Origin of the sequence: Nostoc sp. CmiVER01 (genome assembly GCF_034531135.2) — a bacterium.
GTDB lineage: Bacteria > Cyanobacteriota > Cyanobacteriia > Cyanobacteriales > Nostocaceae > Nostoc.
This window is the reverse complement of the sequence record NZ_JAVRBU020000004.1, coordinates 80,495-96,694: the sequence shown is the minus strand read 5'-3', so window position 1 is coordinate 96,694 and position 16,200 is coordinate 80,495. Positions and strand designations below refer to the sequence as shown.

Below are 16,200 nucleotides of genomic sequence, written 5' to 3'. Positions count from 1 at the left end.
TATTTTAAGACTTACGCATGAGTTAGGAATAACGTGGACGCTTGGCTTGCCGCAGGCTACCGCAGAGGCACAGAGAAACCAGTGCGCTCTTGCAGTTCCCTGACTTGTACCCCTACAAGGAAGCAAGCTCAAACTACGCTCTTAGCGTTCCCGCTCTTTAGCAACTGGCGCGGCACAGAGAAATCAGAGTTTGAGATATATTTTGTGTAATACCAATTTGAAAAAAGAATCCGACAAATAGACCATTTGTAGAGACGCGATTCATCGCGTCTTTACCCAAGGATGTGTTGCAATTATTAATTGAATTGGTATAATTAATAATATTTAATAAAAAAACCTTTCCCTAGCTTTAATACGTAAAACCTGTCCCTCTCCGACGAGCGAGAGGGGCAGACTTGAACTTTAGTTCAAAGCAGGGAGAGGTTTATCGAACTCAGGTTAATTTAGAATGAATATTTATAATTTTGAAAAACAATTCTTGAATATTCACTCCTAAGTTTCAATTCCTAATTTATGTTTATTGCTAACTTCTAAGGGAAGGAAAATTGTCAAAACTTCCCCATAGTGTGGACGCTGACGCACAATCAATTTACCGCCGATCGCTTGAAACAAATGCTTGGTTGCGGCAATATTCAAACTGATCGTACCTGTTTCTGGTTGAAACATCAGCAATTGACCCAGAGCTTTGCGAATTGGTGGCGTTGCAGGTATAGCGGTTTTACTTGAATTTTTGCATCCAAATTGGGGCGATAATTGTAACTTAAGTTGATCTCCCGCCGGAATAACTTGTACTTGAATATGACTACCAGCAGGTAAGCTACGAGTGAAATTCTCTATCAAACCAGTAAGTACCTGATCCAGCATCATAGGATTACTTACCACAGTTGGTAGTTGCTGGGGTAAAACAACATTTAAAGTTAAGCTACGTCGATGCGCTGCTTGTTCCCAACGGGGAATGCTCTGCTGCAAGACTTGATCTAAAGACATCGGCGTGAGTTGAGTTTTTGGCGATTTTGCTGAGGTAGTAGTTTCCAATTCTGCTGCTTTAAACAGTAACTCCATGCGATCAATTTGCTCAGTACACTCGTGATCGATAATTTTTAAGCGATTGATCACGCTGGCATCTAAATCTCGCCGCTTCAGCAGCAGACGAGTCATGGTGCGAATAGTTGTTAAAGGTGTGCGGACTTCGTGAGCAAAAGCTTGGAGCAATTCCACATCAGGATTTGGGGATTTGGCTTCGGGGATTGGACATGGGTTATTCTCTTTATCTTCCTTGTCTCCAGTTCCTATTAGAGAGTCCTTAGTCTCTTCTGCTTCTGTTAATTCTTGAAGCAACAACTGGCTAAACTGAATCATGACCCGGCAATCTGGCGCTACCGGAGGATACTCTTGTACTAAAGTATCTAGACGGGCAAAAAATTCTGGATTAGCCAGCATTACCCTTGCTCCTAGCGATCGCCAAGCCTGCTGCACGACTTCTGGCTCAAAAGAAAATGAAAAGGTTTTTTTACCGTTTTTGTGGGTTGCTAAAACCAGTACTAAACTAAATTTTTCTGTAAAAACTAAGCAAAATTGTTCTGCACCTAGTGGATCAGCAGGTAATAAAGAAAGTACCGATTCATGAGGAGCGATTTCTTCATTTACAGACGCGATTGTATCTGGCATCTGAAATGGCATCAGCGCCAATGGGTTAAATGGTTTTGCTGTAAAAGTTACTGTTTGTAGACTTTGAGTCAGTTTTGGCTGACTAAATAAAGGTGCTGGTGCAGCTAAAACTAATCCTTGGGTTGTGTCAACTGAAGGGTCTGCTAAAGTATTTAATAGCAAATGTTCTGTCGCTACTAGGCTGACACGCCACTGCCGCTCTGCTTTAGCAGGTGAACATTCAGTCACACTTGATTGATTTTGGGCCAAGATTTCGCTCAGACTTGGCAATATCCATTTGTACATAGGCTTTCACCCCTTAATTCAAGAGCGACTAACAGCGTCTAGGGTAGACATTTCACTACTACCTACGAGGTTATAGCTATTTGTGTACTGTTGAAAGTGGTAGAACCGAACAATTCGGGCGCAATTTCCCTTCTAAGTGCGATCGCAGATTGATGATTGTGCTGATTTCGCCTCTCGAATCGGGATTGCAATTACAAACTCTGCACCCTGTCTCGGTGCTGAAATACATGTCTACAATCTCCAGATCACGCTAACGTTTCTTGTGTAGCGAGGTAACATGCTCTTGCAATTCAGCTAGCATCTTATCTCGCGATCCGATTTCGTGGTATTCAAGTTCATGACTTACGAAATATCCCAATAGTCCAGCAACTTCTTCAGCCTCTTGTTGAGCAATATACTTAGCTATCTTCAATTGTTGATGAGCATTAATCGCACCAATAATTACTGAGAGAGTAGCTATTCCTAAAATTCCCGAAATTAATTTTTGACTAATTTTCATTCCTGGCTCGAAACCTCAAGTGCTGGCTACTGCGCTAATTCAGTTTTGGGGAGTTTGCCCTGATTTTAAAATTTCCAGATATGTGTCTGAAAGCTACAGAGTCAACAACCATTAGCCAAATCTTTAATCTGGATCTATGGCGATGCCTACGGCTGGCTACGCCTACGCATTTTTTGAGTAGATTAACAATAGACCATCTCAAAGGCACTTTATGACTTCTTTTAATTCAGTTGAAGATTTGGTACTAGTTGCTGGTGCAACTGGTGGAGTTGGGCAACTAGTGGTAGGCAAGTTACTAGAAAAGGGTTTGAAAGTTCGCGTTTTGACACGCAATGCTAAAAAAGCCGAAGAAATGTTTAACCACAGAGTAGAAATTGCCGTTGGTGACATCCGCCAGCCAGCTACACTGCCAGCCGCAACACAAAATGTCAGCCATATCATAAGTTGTACTGGAACTACTGCCTTTCCCTCTGCACGATGGGAGTTTGAGCAATCGCCAAACTTGATTGAATGGGGAATCACTTTTCTTAACCCCAAATCTAGTGAAGCAAAAGCAAAGAATAGTCCGGCAAAAGTCGATGCCCAAGGTGTAAGCAACTTAGTGGCAGCAGCACCCCGCAATTTGAAGCGGTTCGTTTTCGTCTCTTCTTGCGGAATTGAGCGTAAAAATCAGTTTCCTTTTAGTGTTCTTAATGCTTTTGGCGTGTTGGATGCCAAACAGAAAGGCGAAGAGGCCATTATTAACTCAGGATTATCCTACACCATTATCCGCCCAGGACGCTTGATTGACGGGCCATATACCTCATACGACCTCAACACCCTCCTAAAGGCAAAAACTGGGGGTAAATACGGTGTGGTAGTAGGTACTGGGGATAAACTTTCGGGTGATACCAGCCGGATTGATGTAGCAAACGCTTGTGTAGAATGCCTTTTACACCCAAGTAGTTCCAGGAAAATTTTTGAAATAGTCAATCAGGGACAAAGACCATCTGCTATTAACTGGGAAACTCTTTTCTCTAAGCTCTAGTGAGCGCTAAGGGACTTCCAAACATCGCTATAAAGAAGTCTAGAAATCGGATAATACCAATTCTCCAAAATGAGGCAACACATGTAAATCAGGAAAGTCCTGCTGCATCTAAGTTTCTTAATTAGCAAATTGCGTTAGCGATAGCGTAGCGTTAGCGAGGAACGAGCGTCATTGCGAATTGGTATAATTTCTTTTTTGGGATTCCCTAAGTAGTATTTTCTCCAATACGCAATGCTCAATACCAAAATACTGCTGATTATACGGGATACGGAAGCAATGCTTGCGGCGGGCTATTCGGTGTCGCGTCCTTTAATTTTGTTCTATTTTCTGTACTTTTGTAAGTTATTACCTTTAAAGGCGGCAAACACGACTCTACTGTTACGGTTCACCCTAATTACTGAAAGTATTAATTCCCATACATTAGACAGAGTGAAGGCAATAAATCCATGAAATAACTAAAAAAACTGTTTAGTTAGTTTAACCGTCCTAAGCAAGGTTCGGGAAACCACCCTTCATGGACTGGCTAACACTAAGCTTCAGTATATATATCAGCATATCTGGAGTTATAACCCCAGAAAAGCCAAAACAAAGGTATTCATGCTGAACTGGCTGATTTATTGACCCTATTGGTTCAAAATTTAGTCCTTTATATTCTCATTCATTCATTTGTAGTTATACGGAGCCAGCACCTAAAATGGCAAAAGTAGTTGGAATTGACTTAGGAACAACGAACTCCTGCGTGGCAGTGATGGAAGGTGGTAAACCCACAGTAATTGCTAATGCTGAAGGTTTTCGGACAACGCCATCAGTAGTCGCATTTGCGAAAAATGGCGACAACTTGGTTGGTCAAATCGCCAAGCGCCAAGCGGTGATGAACCCCGAAAATACGTTTTACTCAGTCAAACGCTTTATCGGACGCCGCTACGACGAAGTAAGTAATGAAGCTACGGAAGTTTCTTACAAAGTCCTCAGCAGCAACGGCAATGTCAAATTAGATTGTCCTATAGCTGGTAAACCGTTTGCTCCTGAAGAAATTTCTGCAAAAGTTCTTCGCAAACTAGTTGAAGACGCCAGCAAATATCTGGGTGAAACTGTAACCCAAGCTGTAATTACTGTTCCCGCATACTTCAACGACTCGCAACGGCAAGCGACAAAAGACGCTGGTAAAATTGCCGGGATTGAAGTTCTACGGATTATCAACGAGCCTACTGCTGCTTCTTTGGCTTATGGATTTGACAAGAAGAGTAACGAAACCATCCTCGTGTTTGACCTTGGTGGTGGTACCTTCGACGTATCCGTGCTGGAAGTAGGAGATGGAGTTTTTGAAGTACTAGCCACATCTGGGGATACCCACCTTGGTGGTGACGACTTCGATAAAAAAATAGTTGATTTCTTAGCTGAGAAGTTCAGAAAAGCTGAAGGTATTGACCTACGGAAAGACAAGCAAGCTTTACAACGTTTGACTGAAGCAGCAGAAAAAGCCAAAATTGAGCTTTCTAGCGTTAGCCAAGCAGAAATCAACCTACCATTTATCACCGCTACCCAGGATGGGCCTAAGCACCTGGATACAACGCTGACTCGCGCTCAGTTTGAAGAACTTTGCTCTGACTTAATCGACCGTTGCCGTATCCCTGTGGAAAACGCCCTTCGGGATGCCAAGTTAAACAAAGGCGATATTGATGAAGTGGTGTTAGTTGGTGGTTCTACCCGCATTCCTGCTGTGCAACAGATTGTGAAGCAGGTATTAGGTAAAGACCCCAACCAAAGTGTGAACCCTGATGAAGTTGTAGCAGTTGGTGCAGCTATTCAAGCCGGGGTACTGGCTGGTGATGTAACTGGCATCTTGCTGTTAGACGTAACACCGCTATCTTTGGGTGTTGAAACATTGGGCGGTGTAATGACCAAAATTATCCCCCGCAACACAACAATTCCTACCAAGAAATCGGAAGTCTTCTCTACTGCTGTAGATGGACAAACCAACGTAGAAATTCATGTCCTCCAAGGTGAACGCGAATTCTCTAACGATAACAAGAGCTTGGGAACCTTCCGTCTAGATGGTATTCCTCCTGCACCACGTGGCGTTCCTCAAATTGAAGTGGTGTTTGATATTGACGCCAACGGTATCCTTAACGTCACAGCTAAGGACAAAGGTACTGGTAAAGAACAGTCCATCAGCATAACCGGCGCTTCCACTCTGGATAAGTCTGATGTTGACCGGATGGTTAGAGAAGCTGAACAAAACGCTTCATCTGACAAAGAACGTCGTGAAAAGATTGAACGCAAGAACCAAGCCGACTCCTTGGCATACCAAGCCGAGAAGCAACTACAAGAATTGGGCGATAAAGTTCCCGATGCTGACAAGACCAAAGTCGAAGGTTTGGTGAAAGAACTGCGGGAAGCAGTGGCTAAAGAAGACGATGAGCAAATCAAAAAGCTCACCCCAGAATTGCAACAAGCGCTATTTGCTGTTGGTAGCAATATTTATCAACAAGCTGGTGGTGGTGCTACACCTGGTGCTGAACCACAAGATAGTGGTTCCACATCTGGCTCTGCTAGCGGCGACGATGTAATTGACGCTGATTTTACAGAGAGCAAATAATTCCCCTACTTTTGTTGGGAAGATTATTTAGTCGCACCTCATATTACCCGCTCAGGCAAACCCCTGAGTGGGGATTTTTTTTAAGGAGTTATAAATTAAAAGTTAGGAGACGCGATTAATCGCGTACAAGAGTTTGAAGTTTGAGTAAAACTGATATTGGTAACTCTTAATCTTAATTCTTAACTTTATTCCTAACTCCTAACTTTCTTATGCCATATCCACAAGCACCTTGGACACTTCAGGGCTATGCTATCCAAACTCTACATTTGGTAAATGTTGACCAAGTGCGTCCTTTGATTCCTTCAGAGTTAAAAATTATTTCTGTATGGCCTGGTAAAACTCTCGCCAGTGTCTATTTATCTCATTATGGGTCAGGCTCAGTACTAGAGTACAGTGAGTTAATTATTGCCCCAGCTGTGGTTAATTACCAAAACAAAATCGGTGGCTGGGTTTCCCATATTTATGTAGATAATGCTGATTCAGTGGCTGGTGGTCGAGAAATTTGGGGACTACCAAAGGAACTAGCTGAGTTTAGTTGGAAACAAGGAAAGCATGTTACTGTGCATCAGGAAAACCGGAAATTGTGTAGTCTTAACTATAATCAACAAAGCTTGGCATGGAGACAGTGGTTAAGTGCTTCTGCTTTTGGCGCCAAGGGTGCTGATTTGTTGATATTCTCTGCTGAAGTTGAGTCTGTATTGGGTTTGATTAGTTCTAAGTTAGAAATCTCTGCCGAAAGTCCTTTTTCTGGAATAGGTTTAGGTCAGCCCTGGTTAACTGTGCGTTGTGAGCAGATGAGTTTGCAGGTTGATGCGCCAAAAGTTGTAGGTCAGATGGGTATCTAGTAGACTATAGCAATACTAAATCATTCGTGAGAAATAAAATCGCTGAAATGCCTATAAATACGTAGTTTTTGTCTACGTATTTTCTCACGTTTCAATTCGGATTACTATATGGCGGAAGTTTGCCTACTTTTGTTATTTGGAAGTTCCTAAATAAGAAAAAAGTCAGAAAAATTTTTCTACCCAAACCCAAAAGTTTGATATATCGAGGTTTGGGATAGGTACCACAGTGTAAAAAGAGTGCGCTCAGTTGTACATTAATTCACTTTTAACGCCCCCAAAGCCTTTAAAGTTCCTAGCTCTGCTTCAGTCAACCCTATCACTTCAGTAATAATCATGCCTTCATAGGGGCGGACTGGTCTAAAAGTTTGTCGACATTGCCCTGTAGTAATATCCCAACAGTTGATTGTTTCATCCCAGCTACCACTGAGAAGAGTTTGAGCGTCGTGGCTCAGATTCAGCGACCATACCCAATTGAGATGATTCTGTAGTGTAGCAAGACAGTCTCCAGTAACTACATTCCAAATTTTAATAGTACGATCGCTACTACTGCTAATCATGCGATCGCCACAGTTGCTGAACAAAATACAGAGTACCTGGCTGGTATGTCCAGAAAATGTACGCAGACAAAGCCCTGTGTGGATATCCCACAGCCGCACTAAGGAATCATCACCACCAGTAGCAACGTATTGAGTATCTGGACTCACCGCAACTGCCCAAACACGGTTTGAGTCTGCCTCCCAACTATGAAGACAGGTTCCTGTTTCAATATCCCAGCGTTTAGCTATCTTTTCATAGCCACTGCTGAAGAGAGTCTTTCCGTCAGGACTCCATGCGATCCCTAATACAGAACCAGGATGCCCCTGCAATGTTTGCAAACATTCACCAGAAGGCACATCCCATATCTTGATTGTATGGTCGTAGCTGCCACTAGCTAGCAAGTTACTGTCTGGACTAAAAGCAATCGCCCAGACCCAACTACCGTGACCATGCAAGGTTTTCAGGCATTGTCCTGTATGCGGACTCCAAAGTTTAATAGTACGATCTGCGCTGGCGCTGGCGAGAAACTCTCCGTTGGCACTGAAGGCAACAGAGAAAATACGATTTTTATGTCCATGTAGTACACGAAAAGGCTGGAGGTCAGCCTTTAAGCTTTGCGGGGCATTGAGATTTACATCCCAGAGTTTAATTGTCTGGTCTTCATGTCCACTAGCAAGTAAGTTTTGCTGCCAACTGTGAGCGATCCCATAAACAGCATTGCTGTGTCCTTGCAAGCTTTTAGTACACTTTCCAGTCTGAAGCTCCCAGACTCTAGCCGCGTGGTCATCTCCACCACTAGCAATTAAGTGTCCTTGAGGGTGGAAAGCAATTGACCAAATCCGATTGGTATGCTTTTCCAAAGTATCGAGACATTTCCCAGTGTCTATGTCCCAAATCTTCACGGTTTGATCATAGCTGCCACTGGCTAGCTGTTTACCCTGACTGAACGCTACTGAGGTCACGACTCCTACGTGTCCCTGCAAGGTCATTAAACACACATTATTATGTAAATCCCACAGTTTCACAGCTTGATCAAAACTGCCACTTGCTAATATTTGCCCTTGTGGACTGAAGGCGATCGCTTTTACCCAATGCTGATGCCCTTCTAGGATTTGTACACAGCATCCAGTTTCTAAATCCCACAGCTTGATTGTGTTATCTTCACCAGCCGTTGCTAAGATTTGACCTGCGGGATGAAAAGCTACACTCCACACACAAGCATTATGTCCTTGGAGAGTTTGCACACATTGCCCTGTGGCTAGATGCCAGACTTTAACTGTGTGATCATAGCTAGTACTAGCAAGGAGTTGACCGTCAGGACTCCATGCGATCGCTGTGACAATACTAGTGTGTCCATACAGCGTTTTGAAACATTCTCCGGTGGTAGTATCCCAAAGTTTAATTGTATTATCTTGACCACAACTAGCTAAAACTGGATATACAGGGCTAAAAGCAATATTCCAAACCCAACTGTTATGTTCTTTACAGCTAAAGAGTTGTTTACTATTGCTAACATCCCAAACATGAATTTCACCATTTGTATCACTGGTAGCAAGGCAGCGCCCATCTGGACTAAAGGCGACGCTAGTAATGCCGCCAAAGGTCGCAGCAAAAACACACTCTCGAAACGTTGTTTGGGTAAAGTTGACCCGATGTAAGTTAAGCAAACGTAAATCGCAGTTACGGATCGTGAGACGCGAAAAGTCATAGCCAGTTAAATCGGTTTCTAATTGTATCAGTAAATTCAGCAGATTACCGCCACCATATCCAACTGGATCTATAACTTCATTTTGGAGCTTTATAATTAGTCTGCCAAGTTTATACTCAAGCTGATGAACAGAGGCAAGGGTTATTTGTAGTTGATTTAAAACAGGCCGCACAATCAGATGAATTTGACTATCGCGGATGTAGTCTTTTGCCTGGGCTTGCATCAAAGCATGAGTCAGCAAATATTGTAGTGATTCTGTGACTATTTCCTGGCAGACTTTTTCAATCAAGCAGCCTGTCACGTATTCCATGACGACAGGTTGCTGTGTGAATCCTCCAGTATTGCTTTCTATTAAGCTACACCAGCGTAAAGATTCTAGTACTGACATTAACTTAGGCTTAGGCAATGGCAGTGTGAAGGCTGTTTGCAATTCTGTCAGGGAAACCTTCTCCCGATTAATTGCCAGCCAATACATTACTTGCTGCTCTAAGGTAGAGAGTCTTTTGAATTGCTGCTCTAGGAGATTGCCAATACCGTTAAATACGGTTGTGCCTTCGGCAAAGAAGCTGGCGATGTTGCCTTCATATAAGTCCCGAATTGAGGTGGCGGCAATTTTCAAAGCTAATGGATTACCACGGTAACATTCAACTAGTTGGCGGGTTTCGCCTTCGGAGCCTAATAGCCCTTTGAGTGTCAGAATTGTTTGTCCTACTGCAACTTCTAATCCTGATAAAGCAAGGGTACGAACTAGCAAACCATCGCCTTCCAAAGCGGCGACTTCAGTGGGTTTTTCCCGACTGGTGAGCAGGACACAGCTTTGATGCTGTGTTTCTCCCAATCGCCACAAAAGTTCACCGTAAGGTTTATAGCCCTCACGGTAACAGCCTGTCCCTTTACCTTGCTGCAATAATGTGTCGAAATTATCCAGAATCAGCAAGCATCGAAATTTGCGGAGGTACTCGATTAAACAAGTAATTTGCTCATGAGGGGAAGCAGGCAATGTGGTAACTTGCTGATGAGAAAGGATTTTGATGCAGTCCGTCACCTTGTCAGAGAAAAAAGGTGCGTGCCGGAGCGATCGCCAAATGACATACTCAAATTCTCCCTGCAATTGTTCTGCTAACTTCACCGAGAGTGCGGTTTTGCCCATGCCACCCATACCTAACAGTGTGACTACACGAGTGCGATCGCGTACAATCCATTGGCTGAGGGTTTCTAATTCAGCAGTACGTCCATAGAATTGAGAAACGTCGATTGCTTCCCCCCAGTTTGTGACGGGTTGAAAATTTAAGTTTGAGGAGGCGTTTGTATCCTTTTGTCGCTGTGCAGTTCGCTTCAGTACTCCGTGCAGGTTATTTTTAGTAACTTTTTCTCCTAAAGCTTGAGAGAGCGATCGCCATAGTTGTGAACCAACATCTTTGATATGACCTGGGTCGTATGTGACTTCTTTGGCCATTTCTAAGTAAGTTTTCCCTTCCCAGGAATAACGAAACACAATTTCTTGAACTTTTGTTAAGCGTCCTCGTTTCAATAATTGCTCAACTAGTGCAATCGCTTCTTCAACCGTCATTTATCTTTCCACGTAGAAAAACCAGGTTAACTACGATATTTGCACCATAATCTTTATTTTTTCTTAAAGTTTACGTAAATCTACCAAAAAGATCCGACTTTTTCCCGACCTTTTCCGACCGTCAAACTTTATACCAGGCTGTAGAGTATTGATGTGATTCATTTGTAGCACAGGAATCTGCCCAATGATTAAACACAGGTAAAGTGTTTACCCAAACATTGGAAGGTGTTGAGTGCGATAAATTTTCCATCTAGTTGAGCCATAGCAGTTGTGAACGGCGATGTTTATTCGTTCGCTAGTTTTTTCTGACTAATGGTTTGGAATTGGGATGCGATCACGCTTAATTTATTGGGGTTTGGGAGGGGCGACCATAGCTCAAAATTTGTTTCGGAAAACGCATCTATAAACTCTACACCTAAAATCTACTATGCCATTGAAGCTAAATGTTACTGGAGACGCTCAGACAGTTAATCTTGATTTTAACCAAGCTGCTGGTCTTAAAGCGCTTGATGTAAAAAACAAGTTTATCGGAATCGACACAAGCACTAAGGCTTTTCAAGATATCTTTAAAGGTTATCCAAAAGTTCAAAAGATATTTAACGGCGGTTATAGCGAAAACTTTTCTTATGGATTTAAGAAATCTGGAGCAAAAATAGAGGCTTCTGGTGAGCTGATTCTGGCTAAAGTTTATGCCAAGGCTGGACTTCTAGTAGAATCGGCAGGCTACAATCTGGGTGGTGTCAAAATCGGTGTCAAGCAAACAGGTTCAACAGACTTACTCGCTTTTGTTCCCAGTGGTGGGGGGAATGGAATTGAATTATCTGCTAAAACAATATCAGCGTTTAGTGGTAATCCGAGTCTGTCAGTCAAGTTACCCGAAGCTTATCTTAAAGCAAGTCTGCTTGCCAACATTGACATTGGAGCTTTAGCCTTTGATGGTAAAATCAAAGGCAGTTTGGGAAAAATAAGTAAGACTATTGATTTACCTCGATTTGGAGTTTTTAGTGGTATCAAAACAGCTCCTCCTATCTCAATTTCCCTAGTCGATCTCAGTATAAAGAAGATAATCGAAGGGAAAGCTACAGGTATATATGGAAAAAAGCAGACTAGTAAGGGCATACTTGAAAGTGAGTATGAAGGCATAAAACTAACATCTGATCTAAGGAATATCTCTAAAAGAATAAATATCAACTCGAACGGATCTTTATCAGGAGAAATCCCTTTGTTCAAGCTGGGTGCTAGCCTAAACAAACTGGGAGCAAAGGCATTTCCATATCTCAATCTTCTAGCAAAACGAATTGAGGGTAGTGGCTATGTTATTGACTACAAACTTTTAGACCTTTCTATTGAGTCCAGCTTGAAGATTAAATATAATGGAAAATTAAATCTTTCAGAACAAAGTTCTAGCGTAACCTTTGAAAACAGCAAATCTCTGACTCTTAGTGGAACTAGCAACGGATCATCAAACAGTATTGAAGTATTAAACACAACTGAGCTTAAGAAATTTCTAGACACCGATGGCGATGGTAAAGCAACTGTTAAATTTGATTGGGGTTATAACAAAGCCAGTTACGTTTTGAATTATGGACTGTATGCAGATCTCTCAGCAACTCTTGAAGCTGGCAAGTTCAAAGTCAATATTGGCACTGAAATTAAGTTGGGCTTTAAAACAATCCGTCCAAACACTGATCTCGTTGATATTTCCTTGTTTAACAAACGAAATTTGCAAATTCTCAAAGACTTCAAGCTAGTTGGTGGTAGCGCGACTATTCCGATACCAACTAATAACTATCGTTTTTCCAAAACTACAAGCTTTAATGTCCCTACTAATGCAGATGATCTGATCAATCTTCTGGGGTTAAATCCTAATGATTTTTACATCATTAAAGGCACGAATAGTAATGATGCATTAGTCACTAGAACAGAACGAGGTAACGATACGTTCTATGGATACGCAGGTGTCGATACAATGAGTGGTGGACTAGGTAATGACATTTATTGGATAGACAATGTAGGTGATGTTGTCATTGAAAACACTGCAAGCGGCATAGATATCGTTCAATCCTCAAGCAGCAGCTATACTCTGGGATCTAACGTCGAGAACTTGAATCTTATAGGAAATGGTGCCAGCAATGGTTACGGTAATGATCTAGATAATGTCATTACCGGCAATGATGCCGCCAATCTTCTAGAAGGTAGAGACGGTGCAGACCAGCTATTAGGCAATTCTGGTAGTGATACGCTAAAGGGGGAAGGTGGGAACGACACCCTTAGCGGCGGTGAGGGGATTGATACTGTCAGCTACGACAACTCCCTCAGTGGTGTAGTCGTCAATATTGATGAAGCACAGAACTACCAAAATCCCGGTGGTTCTTTCGACACAACCATAGTTTCTACCAGCCTCATACCTACCGACACAGAACCAAACTTTACGATCGCCGCAGGCAAAGCTTTAGACGGCTTTGGCACTACAGATACCTTACGAAACCTAGAAAATATCATTGGCTCTGGATTTGATGATGTTTTAATTGGCAACAACTTAGGTAACAGCATCTTAGGCTTAGTTGGGAATGACCTGTTAGTTGGCAATGCTGGCAATGACTCCCTTGACGGAGGCGATGGCATTGATACCGTTAGTTATCGCCGTGATCCTAGTTCAGTCACAGTTAACTTAGAGCAAAATCAAGCTACTGATGGCTTTGGCACTGGCGGCTATAACGATGATGGCAGCTACAATTATGCTGGCACTGACCAAATCTTTAATGTTGAAAATGTGATCGGCTCTGCCTTCAGAGATGAAATCATCGGCGATGCCAGAATCAATATCATTCACGCTGGAGATGGCGATGATGTTGTTAACGCCAGAGATGGCAACGACATCATTTTTGGCGAAGGTGGTAAAGACTCTCTCGATGGCGAAAACGGTGACGATTTTCTGATTGGGGGTACAGATGCCGATCTTCTCGATGGCCGAGAAGGTAATGACTACCTTGATGGCGGCACAGGAAACGATCGCCTTTACGATGACGACGGTGACAATATCTTCAATGGTGGAACGGGTGAAGATACACTATACGGCGGTAGCGGTCGTGATATGTTTGTGCTAACGAGCGAGTCTGGAAGTGACACTATTTTCAACTTTACAGTCGGTAGCGATTATCTAGGTCTATTGAATGGTCTGACCTTTGAACAGATCACTATTACCCAAGGCATTGGCACTGATACCAGCAATACTCTAGTCAGTAAACAGGATGGTGAACTCTTAGCCACACTAATTGGGGTACAAGCCAACACCCTTAGTCTGTGGGATTTCACTAATTTAGGGTAACAGTTATGGGTCATCACTTCTGTTAGTGTGGCGCGATCGCTACATAATTTATTGAATGTGATCGCTCTCACTTTAATCCTAGTTAGCGATCGCACTTCCCTTACACGATAATTTTGGACGATGTCTACGGCGGTAAACTACGCATAGTCTACTGTTTATTCCTAACGAATCCTCTGAGCGATCGCTGTTTCCCCCCTTCACATTATTCTGAAAATATCCTAAGTTCCCAACATCTGCAAGTTATGTAAAGTGGCATAAAGCCCTCCTTCTTGTATTAGTTGCTCGTGGCTTCCTTGTTCGATTAATTCGCCGCGCTTTAGAACAAAAATCCGGTCTACATTGCGAATTGTAGATAGACGGTGAGCAATAATAATGGCAGTACGTCTGAGCAAAAGCTGGTTTAGTGCCTCTTGAACTAAAGCTTCTGTGCCAACATCTAAACTAGCGGTAGCTTCATCTAGTACCAAAATTTGAGGATTGCGAATGGCAGCCCGCGCAAAGGCTAATAGTTGCTTTTGACCACTAGAAATATTTGTGCCCCGTTCTCGAAGTTGAGTATTATAACCTTGGGGTAATTCTTCTATAAACTGGGCAATGTTGGTTTGTTCTGCTGCTTGTTGAATCTGTTCAATGGTATAGCCATCTCCTAAAGAAATGTTGCTTTTAACATCGCCAGCAAACAAAAAGCCTTCTTGGAAAATTACTGCCATGTAACGCCGCAGTTCTGCCTGTGGGACTTCCCGAATATCTATGCCATCTATGAGAATGCGTCCTTGGGTGGGTTCGTAGAGGCGGCACAAAAGACGGATGATCGAACTTTTACCCGCACCTGTGGGGCCGACTAATGCAATTTTTTCGCCTGGATGAATGGTGAAATCTAAGTCTTTAATTACGTAATCATCATTTTTGTAAGCAAACCAGACGTGATCAAAACGAATTTCTCCCAGTTCAGGCGGGGAAGTTAGGTCTGGAGATTCTAGATTTGCAACAATCTCGTCTATGTAACCAAATTTTGCATCCAATATTGAGAAGCGGACATTGGCGCGATCGCGGATTTCTATCGGTTCATCTAATATATCGCCTACGCGTTCTATGGCAGTAAAACCTGCTTGAATTACTGTAAATTTTTCCGCAAAATCCCTTAAAGGATCAAATAATCGCTGGGCATACAAGATAAATGCAGATAATGTTCCAAAAGCTAAACTTTTTCCTAATAGTAACGAACCACCCAAGCACAAAACACCTGCGATCGCAATCAGACCAATCCATTCCAAGGTGGCTGAAATAAATGAATCATAAAAGATGGTTTTATCCATTTGCTGAGTGTAGCGGCTGTTTGTGGCACGAAACAATTCGGCATTAAATTTTTCCCTACGGAACAACTGCACTACGTTAATGCCAACCACATTTTCCTGTAACTGTGAGTTCAGTATAGAAAGTTCTTCCCGCCCTTTGTAATTGGCTTTGCGATACTGTTGCTGAATGTAAACTATTAACCAGCTAATTGGTAACAACATCACTAGCAGCAAGCAAGTAAGTTGCCATTCAAGGGAAAACATTAAACCCAAAATCACCAGCATAGAAAACAAATTGGACACTATGCCAATCGCCCCAGTAGAAAAGACATCGCCTAACACTTCTACATCGCTGGTGATTCTGGTGATTAATTTACCTACGGGTGTACGGTCAAAAAAGCGTACTGCTAATGATGTCACATGTTGGAATAAGTCTTGGCGAATTGCTGCGGTGATTTTTTGCCCTAGCTTTTGTACTAAATAACCCTGATAGCCTGTTAAAATCAGTCGGCTGGCGATCGCAACTAACAATAATCCCTCCAGGATATTTAGCCCTTCGGACATGGGGCGATTCCTGAGAAATTCGTAAGTGCTTGGTTCATGACGAATTAGGGAGATAGCTTGGCCAATCAACAGTGGTTGTACGGCATTAGCTAGGGCTAACGGTACGAGTAAGCCCATTGATAGCGCCAACAGCCGTCCGCTACGACGCGCATAAGGCACTAAACGCAAAAACAACCGCCAGTCATTTTCAGGGCGATGGTCTTGCGTATAAGATTTTTTGAGAGATTGGTAGATGCTCATAGTAAGAGCATTATATTAATGTTTATAAAAAAATA

8 protein-coding genes are annotated in these 16,200 nt (G+C 42.6%); 4 read left to right on the top strand and 4 right to left on the bottom strand.

The genetic code is table 11. The features are described 5' to 3' along the window. Nucleotides 1-492 precede the first annotated feature (492 nt). Nucleotides 493-1,953, bottom strand: a complete 1,461-nt coding sequence (locus RMZ43_RS07460) for a sensor histidine kinase (protein WP_322652659.1) — start codon at nucleotides 1,951-1,953, stop codon at nucleotides 493-495. A gap of 250 nt (nucleotides 1,954-2,203) precedes the next feature. After that, nucleotides 2,204-2,452, bottom strand: a complete 249-nt coding sequence (locus RMZ43_RS07455; RefSeq protein WP_322652660.1) for a hypothetical protein — start codon at nucleotides 2,450-2,452, stop codon at nucleotides 2,204-2,206. A gap of 211 nt (nucleotides 2,453-2,663) precedes the next feature. Between RMZ43_RS07455 and RMZ43_RS07450 the strand changes: the two genes are divergently transcribed. From RMZ43_RS07450 to RMZ43_RS07440, 3 genes are all read left to right on the top strand, one after another. Further along, nucleotides 2,664-3,479 carry an SDR family oxidoreductase gene (locus RMZ43_RS07450; protein ID WP_322652661.1) on the top strand — a complete coding sequence of 272 codons (816 nt, stop codon included), beginning with the start codon at nucleotides 2,664-2,666 and terminating at the stop codon, nucleotides 3,477-3,479. A 694-nt stretch (nucleotides 3,480-4,173) separates the two neighbouring features. Next, entirely contained in the window at nucleotides 4,174-6,078 is a 1,905-nt protein-coding gene (gene dnaK, locus RMZ43_RS07445) for a molecular chaperone DnaK (RefSeq protein ID WP_322648921.1), read from the top strand. A 209-nt stretch (nucleotides 6,079-6,287) separates the two neighbouring features. Beyond that, nucleotides 6,288-6,923: an acetoacetate decarboxylase family protein gene (locus tag RMZ43_RS07440; protein ID WP_322652662.1), complete on the top strand. Its 636-nt coding sequence runs from the start codon at nucleotides 6,288-6,290 to the stop codon at nucleotides 6,921-6,923. Between the two features lie 254 nt (nucleotides 6,924-7,177). On the opposite strand, the gene RMZ43_RS07435 is transcribed toward RMZ43_RS07440, so the two are convergent. Next, the gene (locus RMZ43_RS07435; RefSeq protein WP_322652663.1) at nucleotides 7,178-10,738 is read right to left on the bottom strand and encodes a WD40 repeat domain-containing protein; all 3,561 of its coding nucleotides are present in this window, start codon (nucleotides 10,736-10,738) and stop codon (nucleotides 7,178-7,180) included. 427 nt (nucleotides 10,739-11,165) lie between these two features. Here RMZ43_RS07435 and RMZ43_RS07430 point away from each other — a divergent pair, with 427 nt between their 5' ends. Next, entirely contained in the window at nucleotides 11,166-14,066 is a 2,901-nt protein-coding gene (locus RMZ43_RS07430) for a calcium-binding protein (RefSeq protein ID WP_322652664.1), read from the top strand. Between the two features lie 218 nt (nucleotides 14,067-14,284). Here the strand turns inward: RMZ43_RS07430 and RMZ43_RS07425 are convergent, their stop codons facing one another. Next, entirely contained in the window at nucleotides 14,285-16,165 is a 1,881-nt protein-coding gene (locus RMZ43_RS07425; RefSeq protein WP_322648925.1) for an ABC transporter ATP-binding protein, read from the bottom strand. Nucleotides 16,166-16,200: the final 35 nt, after the last annotated feature.

What these genes read in the sequence shown, in the direction of transcription:
- RMZ43_RS07460 (WP_322652659.1), bottom strand. Translation starts at nt 1,953, where the DNA reads ATGTACAAATGGATATTGCCAAGTCTGAGCGAAATCTTGGCCCAAAAT.
- RMZ43_RS07455 (WP_322652660.1), bottom strand. Translation starts at nt 2,452, where the DNA reads ATGAAAATTAGTCAAAAATTAATTTCGGGAATTTTAGGAATAGCTACT.
- RMZ43_RS07450 (WP_322652661.1), top strand. Translation starts at nt 2,664, where the DNA reads ATGACTTCTTTTAATTCAGTTGAAGATTTGGTACTAGTTGCTGGTGCA.
- dnaK (WP_322648921.1), top strand. Translation starts at nt 4,174, where the DNA reads ATGGCAAAAGTAGTTGGAATTGACTTAGGAACAACGAACTCCTGCGTG.
- RMZ43_RS07440 (WP_322652662.1), top strand. Translation starts at nt 6,288, where the DNA reads ATGCCATATCCACAAGCACCTTGGACACTTCAGGGCTATGCTATCCAA.
- RMZ43_RS07435 (WP_322652663.1), bottom strand. Translation starts at nt 10,738, where the DNA reads ATGACGGTTGAAGAAGCGATTGCACTAGTTGAGCAATTATTGAAACGA.
- RMZ43_RS07430 (WP_322652664.1), top strand. Translation starts at nt 11,166, where the DNA reads ATGCCATTGAAGCTAAATGTTACTGGAGACGCTCAGACAGTTAATCTT.
- RMZ43_RS07425 (WP_322648925.1), bottom strand. Translation starts at nt 16,165, where the DNA reads ATGAGCATCTACCAATCTCTCAAAAAATCTTATACGCAAGACCATCGC.